This is a genomic window from Anaerolineales bacterium, from assembly GCA_022866145.1.
Lineage (GTDB): Bacteria > Chloroflexota > Anaerolineae > Anaerolineales > E44-bin32 > PFL42.
In genome coordinates this window covers 1-6832 of the sequence record JALHUE010000149.1, presented here as the reverse complement: position 1 = coordinate 6832, position 6832 = coordinate 1, and the positions used below count along the sequence as shown (strand labels likewise).

8 protein-coding genes are annotated in these 6832 nt (G+C 66.0%); all 8 read right to left on the bottom strand.

What is annotated here, in order from left to right; all coding sequences use genetic code 11:
* Nucleotides 1-561, bottom strand: a 561-nt coding sequence (locus tag MUO23_04685; GenBank protein ID MCJ7512247.1) for a F0F1 ATP synthase subunit gamma, incomplete at its 3' end; no start/stop codon positions are given.
* A 49-nt stretch (nucleotides 562-610) separates the two neighbouring features.
* Nucleotides 611-2269 carry a F0F1 ATP synthase subunit alpha gene (gene atpA, locus MUO23_04680; GenBank protein MCJ7512246.1) on the bottom strand — a complete coding sequence of 553 codons (1659 nt, stop codon included), beginning with the start codon at nucleotides 2267-2269 and terminating at the stop codon, nucleotides 611-613.
* 236 nt (nucleotides 2270-2505) lie between these two features.
* Nucleotides 2506-3342, bottom strand: a complete 837-nt coding sequence (gene proC, locus MUO23_04675) for a pyrroline-5-carboxylate reductase (protein ID MCJ7512245.1) — start codon at nucleotides 3340-3342, stop codon at nucleotides 2506-2508.
* A gap of 46 nt (nucleotides 3343-3388) precedes the next feature.
* Nucleotides 3389-3967 (bottom strand): Holliday junction branch migration protein RuvA, encoded by a 579-nt coding sequence (gene ruvA, locus MUO23_04670; protein ID MCJ7512244.1) that lies wholly within the window; start codon nucleotides 3965-3967, stop codon nucleotides 3389-3391.
* Nucleotides 3964-4464 carry a crossover junction endodeoxyribonuclease RuvC gene (ruvC, locus tag MUO23_04665; protein ID MCJ7512243.1) on the bottom strand — a complete coding sequence of 167 codons (501 nt, stop codon included), beginning with the start codon at nucleotides 4462-4464 and terminating at the stop codon, nucleotides 3964-3966. The genes ruvA and ruvC overlap by 4 nt, the downstream gene beginning before the upstream one ends.
* Before the next feature lie 24 nt (nucleotides 4465-4488).
* Nucleotides 4489-5244, bottom strand: coding sequence for a YebC/PmpR family DNA-binding transcriptional regulator (locus tag MUO23_04660; GenBank protein ID MCJ7512242.1), 756 nt, complete (start codon nucleotides 5242-5244; stop codon nucleotides 4489-4491).
* Between the two features lie 178 nt (nucleotides 5245-5422).
* Nucleotides 5423-6196 carry a DUF72 domain-containing protein gene (locus MUO23_04655; GenBank protein ID MCJ7512241.1) on the bottom strand — a complete coding sequence of 258 codons (774 nt, stop codon included), beginning with the start codon at nucleotides 6194-6196 and terminating at the stop codon, nucleotides 5423-5425.
* On the bottom strand, nucleotides 6193-6832 hold a 640-nt coding region (locus tag MUO23_04650; GenBank protein MCJ7512240.1), incomplete at its 5' end, for a hypothetical protein. The genes MUO23_04650 and MUO23_04655, both read right to left, overlap by 4 nt.

Here is a 6832-nt window from a genome sequence, read left to right as displayed (position 1 = left end):
CTCCAGCTCCAAAGGCAGCAGCTTCTTGGCCGTCGGCACCTGCCGCAGCATGTTGACAAAGTCGGTGTACACAACGTGTACCTGGTCAGCCCGGCCCTGCAGGAACTCATCGACCAGCAAGCGGCCGATAGCGGACACGTCAGAGAACTCCGGTTCCGAGGGGAGCCCGCCGAACTCCGCCCGGATGTCGACCCGCTGGCGGGAGATCAGGTCCCGGCCCTTGCGGCCGATAATCACAAAGCTGACCGGCACCGCTGAAGCCCGGAAGCTGTCCAGGGCGAAGCGCACGACGTTGATGTTGTAGGCTCCGGCCAGGCCGCGATCCCCCGTGATCACAGCCACCAGCTGGTGCCGAACCTGCTCGCGGTCCCTCAGCAGCGGGTGGACCGAATTGCGCCCGGGCTGGGAGGAAAGGTGGCGAAGGACTGCCCAGGCCTGGGTGGCGTACGGCCGGGTCGCCAATGCCGCCTGCTGCGCCCGTCGCACCTTGCTGGCGCTCACCGCCTGCAGGGCCCGGGTGACCTGGGCGATATTGCCGACGCTGCGAATACGCAGCCTCATTTCGCGTCCCGATGCCACGGATGCTCCCTACACTTCGTTCTTCGGCCGGCTAGGGCCAGGTCCGGTTGAAGGCCTCGAGCACTGACCGAAGCCCGGCTTCCGTTTCCTCAGTGATCTGACGCCTCTCGACCAGGTCGCGCCCGAGCTCCGGGACGGTGGTGTCGAAGTGCCGCAGCATGGCGGCCTGCCAGGTCTTGATGCGAGTGACGGGCACCGCGTCGGCGTACCCGTTGGTCACCGCGAACAGCGAGAGCACCTGATGCTCCAGGGACATCGGCTGGTACTGCGGCTGCTTGAGGACCTCCTGCAGGCGTTGGCCGCGCGCCAACTGCGCCTGGGTGGCCTTGTCCAGGTCGGAACCGAACTGGGCAAAGGCCGCCACCTCGCGGAAGGCGGCCATGTCAAGCCGCAGGCGGCCGGCCACCTGACGCATCGCCTTCAGCTGGGCCGACCCACCGACGCGCGATACGGAAAGCCCGACATTCACGGCCGGGCGGATTCCGGCGTAGAACAGGTCGCTCTCCAGGTATATTTGGCCATCGGTGATCGAGATCACGTTGGTCGGGATATAGGCCGAGACATCGCCCAGCAACGTCTCGATGATCGGCAGGGCTGTCAGCGAGCCCCCCGATCCGGCTTGCTTTGCCACGCGCAGGCGGTCGGAGTCGGAGCGCGCCGCCAGGGCGGCGTCTGCATCGTGCTGCGCTAGCGGACCATCGTAGACCCGGCCGTCGAGGCTGGCTTCGGTGGGGGCCTCGCCTTGAAGGTCCTTCGACACGATCAGGTAGCGGTCGGCAATCCGCACGGCGCGCTCGAGCAGGCGGCTGTGCAGGTAGAACACGTCCCCGGGGTAAGCCTCACGCGCCGGCGGGCGCCGCAGCAACAGCGACACCTGGCGATAGGCCCAAGCATGTTTCGAAAGGTCGTCATAGATGACCAGGGCATCGCGCCCGGCTTCGGCGAATTCCTCTCCGATGGCGCAGCCGGCGTAGGGTGCGATGTACTGCAGAGCAGCCGGCTCATCGGCGGCAGCCGCCACAACCACAGTGTGGTCCATCGCTCCGACGCGTTCGAACGCCGCCACCGTACGCGCAATCGCCGCCCGCTTCAGCCCGACGGCGACATAGATGCAGATCAGGTCCTTGCCCTTCTGGTTGATGATGGTGTCGACGGCCAGTGCCGTCTTGCCGGTCTGCCGGTCGCCGATGATCAGCTCGCGCTGCCCTCGGCCGATCGGGATCATCGAGTCGATGGCGATGATCCCGGTCTGCACCGGAGTATCAACATCGTGGCGGCGCACCACGCCTGGGGCAATGCGCTCGATCGGCCGGAAGCGGCTGCTCGGCACAGCTCCCTTGCCGTCGATCGGCTCCCCCAGGGCGTTGACGACCCGCCCCACCAGGCCGTCGCCTACTGGGACGGACGCAATCCGGCCGGTGCCGGTGACCGTCTTCCCGGCTTCGATCCGGCTGTAGTCCCCCAGGATGATCACGCCCACCGACTCGACGCCCAGGTTGAAGGCAATTCCCAGCACGCCGTTCTCGAACTCAACCAGTTCGTTGGCCCCGACACCCGCCAGGCCTGAGACCGTCGCGATCCCATCGCCGGCCGCCAGAACCGTTCCAATGTCCTTGAACTCAACCCTGGGGGCGTATTCTTCGATCTGTTGGCGGAGTGAGGCTGAGAGATCTCTGGCCAGGTCCGACATGCGTCCTCCAGCAGGTCGCTGCTTGAATAATGGCCGGCGTCGAGTTTCCCGGGCCGGCCAGGCACTTACGTTGTTGACTAGGGTGAGGTCCGCGCTCCGGCCTGCGCCCCGAACTCGGACAAGCGAATCGTACCTGAACGGCTCCTTTTTGTCCAGGCGTTCACAAGTGAGACGGCGCCCACGGGCGAGACACGCCTTGCCCCCGCGCCCTGGCGAGTTGCTGGCCTCGGCCTGTCTCAGCCCTCGGCAACGCTTCCGCTCTTCTTCCCCTCCCCCAATTGAGTCGAGCGTTCGTAGGCGGCCCAGATTGCCCGCGAGAGCGCGGTTCGGAAGCCGGCCTTCTCGAGGTAGTACAGTGCGGCTGCAGTCGTGCCGCCGGGGGAGGTAACCTGATTTCGCATCCCGGCGAAGTGCTTGGGCATGGCTTCATAGTAGGCCACCGATCCCTTGACCGTCTGAACGACAAGCTGCTCGGCGATGCGGCGCGGGAAGCCCAGGTGGACTCCGGCGTCGACCAGGGATTCCATGAACAGATAGACATACGCCGGTCCGGTTCCAGACAGGGCGGTGGCCATATCGAGGTAGTCCTCATCCTCGACATAGATCTCCTGTCCGATGGCGGAGAGCAGCTGACGCGCGGTTGCTCGCTGGCCCTCGTTGACCTCCGGGGTCGCGGTCCAGACCGTAATGGCCTCTCCGACTTGAGCGGGGGTATTCGGCATCGCCCGTACCAAACGCGAGTGGTCGAGCAGTTCGTCCAGCTTCCATAGCGGCACGCCGGCGGCGATCGAGATCACCAGGCTGTCTTTCGGGATCCTTCCTTTCAAGTCCGCCGCCGCCTTTGGCAGCGTCTGCGGCTTCACCGAGAGCACAATCGTGCTGGCGGCTTGCACGGCCGAGCGGTTATCGGTGGTTGTTGCCAGCCCGTAGCGATCGGCCAGCTCCTGCAGCCGAGCGGGGTTAGGGCCGCTCATCAGGATCTGTCCCGGGGCCACGCCTGCCTTGCGCACCAGCCCCGTCGCCATGGCCTCGGCCATCATGCCGGGACCGACAAACACCGTGACCTCATTCATGACTGATTGTCCTCAATCCCCTTTGGGGTTCCGGAGGGACAGCCGCCTAGCGGCCGGCCAGATAGCGCAGCGCCAGCTTGACACGCTCCTCGACGTCCTTGGATGCATCCGCCGGCAAACCTTGCACGGCGGACTGCGCCTCGACCATGCTGTAGCCAAGGGTGGTCAGTACGCCCAGGACGTCGCGGTCTGCTTCCAGCAGCTCGGGGGAGGGAATCAGGGTGACGCCCACCCTATCCCGTAGCTGGAAGACGATCTTCTCTGCGGTCTTCCGCCCCACGCCCGGGATGCCCGAGAGCAGTTCTGGCTGGTCGCGCGAGACGGCCGCCTGCAAGCGATCCAGCGACACGTGGGAGATGATCGACAGCGCAAGACGCGGTCCGACGCCGCTCACTTGCAGCAGGAGATCGAAAAGGTCCCGCTCCTCGGCCGTCTCGAATCCATACAGGCTCAGGCTGTCCTCGCGCACAATCAGGCGAGTATGCAGGAACATCGGCTCGCCGATGCGGGCCGAGCGCTCGGCCACTGCCAGCGGAACAGCGACGGCTAGCCCCACGCCCCCGACTTCCAGGACAATCTCCCCCGGAGCCAGGTGCTGTACCGTTCCCTGCACAGAGGCGATCACGCTACGCTCCTCCGGACTTGCAGCAGCCGGCGAGAATGGGTGTGGCAGATGGCGACCGCCAGGGCATCTGCGGCGTCGTCCGGACGGGGGATCTCCGGCAGGCCAAGCAGGATCCTCACCATCTCCTGGACCTGACGCTTGTCAGCCGCGCCGTCACCGGCGACGGCCAACTTGACATGCTGGGGCGAGTACTCGCCGGTCGGCAGCCCAGCCTGCGCCAGGGCCATCAGCACGACCCCCCGCGCCTGTCCAACGCTGATGGCATTGGTGACATTGCGTTGGAAGTACAGTTCCTCAACCGCAGCCTCGTCCGGCTGCTCCGCCCGGAGGATGGACTCCAGGCCGCGGAACAACTCGAGCAGTCGGGCGGGCATGCCCTGCCGGGAGTCGGTCCTGATCACGCCGTAGGCATGGAGCTTGAGCGAGCCGTCTTCGGCTTCCCGGACCAGGCCATACCCTGTGGTCGCCGTTCCGGGATCAATTCCAAGGACCAGCATGCCGCTTGCTTGACCGAGACCCGCTCAGGCCGTCTCGAGCAGAGTGACTGCCTCGTCCGTCACCTGCAGGGCAGAATACACGTGCTGTACGTCATCTAGCTCTTCAATGCCTTCGATGACGCGCATGACCTGCAGCGTGTGCTCCGGCGAGAGTTCAACCGTGGTCGTGGGCCGCAGCTGCAGGGAGGCATCCTCGGGCCGGACCCCGATCGCCTCCAATGCGTCGTTGATCGCCTTGAAGTACTCGATCGGGCCAAGGATCTCGACCGCGTCGTCGCCGGAGAGCACATCATCGGCGCCGGCTTCCACTGCTGCCTCAAACACCTGATCGGCGTCGGTCCCACGCAGCGGGACGGCGTAGTAGGCCACGCGCTTGAACTGCCAGGCCACCGATCCCGCCTCGGCCATGCTCCCGCCAGAACGCGTCAGGTGGTGGCGCAAGTCGGCCACCGTCCGATTGCGGTTGTCGGTGACGACCTCAATCATCAACGCCACGCCGTGCGGGGCGTAGCCCTCGTACAGGATCTGCTCGAAGGCGGCGGCGTCTTTGTCCTCGCCTGTCCCGCGCCGAACGGCGCGATCGATGTTGTCCTTGGGCATGTTGGCCGCGCGTGCCTTCTCGATCGCCAGCCGCAGGCCAAAGTTGGCGTCTGGGTCACCGCCCCCCTGACGGGCCGCCATGGCGATTTCCCGGGCGAGCCGCGTGAAGACATTGCCGCGCTTGGCGTCATTGGCGGCCTTCTTGCGCTTGATGGTCGACCACTTTGAGTGTCCGGACATGGGTTGACGTCCCGCCTGGGGTTGTGCGCCAACGGGCGCCGAGGATCTCTGGCATTGACGCAGGCGGCGAAGCCTTCTTCCCGGCGCTTCGCTTCCGGGATTTTGCTCGATTATAGCCCATCTCGCTGCCCGGCAGTCCCCCATGGAAGCCGGCGTCAGCGGATGGGGTGTGCAGGCCTCATCGACTGCCGTCTGCAAGCAGCAGGCTCAGCTGCCGCAGGGCGTCCACGCTTTGTCCCCGGTAGTGGTTGTTGGCATACACCAGCGTTAGCGAGGTGTTGGCCTCCAGGTCCCGCAGCCTAGGGACCCACTCCTCGAGCTCGTCTCGGCGGTAGGTGTAGTCATAGCGCTCGAAGGCTTGCTCGTGCTCCCACCACCGGGCAGCGTTGCGACCGTGAAAGCGGACGTACCCCAGCGAGCTGGTGGCGACTGCCACCGGAGGCATCAAGCCCTTCAACGCCGGCTCGTCCACGCAGCAGTAGCCGAGGTCCAGTTGGCGCAGCCTTTCGAACGTCGCCTCGCTCACCCAGGCGCTGTCCCGGAACTCGATGACAACCGGCAACTCCCCCAACCCCTCCCGCAGTCGAGCCAGGTACTCGCGGTTATCGGGCGTCGGGTGAAAGGCGTGCGGGAACTGCGCCAGGACGCAGGCCAGCTTGCCAGACTCCTTCAGCGGCTGCGCACTCAGGACGAACCCTGCGAAGTCTGGGGCCTGACGCTCATGAGTCAGGCTGCCATGAGCCTTGACCGTGAACAGGAAGTCGGCGGGCGTGTGGGCGACCCACCCCTCGACGGTCTTGCTGGCCGGCAGCCGATAGTAGGTGACGTTCAGCTCCACTGTGTCGAACTGCTGAGCATAGTGCCCCAGCCATCCCCGGCGCGGCAGGCCAACCGGGTATACCGGACCGACCCAGTCGTCATAGGAGAACCCGGACGTCCCGAGGCGGATCATGGCTGAAGCACCGCCGCCGCCTCGACCCGGCTGTGCTTGATGTCACTTAGGGCCCGAGCGGCTTCATTCAGCGGGTACGGTGTAGCCTGGACTCGCAGGCGAAGGCGGTCCGCCAGCTGCAGGAAATCCACCCCGTCTTGGTAGGTAGCGTTGGCGACGCTGCGCAGGGTGCGCTCTCCATACAGGATCTCGTACGGGAAGGCGGGAATGGCCGACATGTGGATGGCGTTGATGGCGAGTGTGCCTCCCGGCCGCAGGCTTCGCAGCGCCTGGGGGACTAGTTCGCCGGCGGGTGCGAACAGCACAGCCCGATCGAGCGTGGCCGGGTGGGAGTCGTCGAGGCCTCCCGCCCAGGCCGCGCCAAGGTCCAGGGCGAGCCGGCGATGGGCCTGGGAACGGGTGAACACGTGGACTTCGCAGTTCCACGAGCGAGCAACTTGCAGTGCCAGGTGGGCGCTGGCGCCGAACCCGATCAAGCCCAGGCATTCGCCAGGGGCAAGGTCCGCCTTGCGCAGTGACCGCAAGCCAATGATCCCGGCGCATAGCAAAGGCGCGGCCTCAAGATCCGAGATCGATTCCGGGAGACGATAAGCGAAATTCGCCTCAGCCAGCATCGCCTCGGCGAAGCCCCCGTCG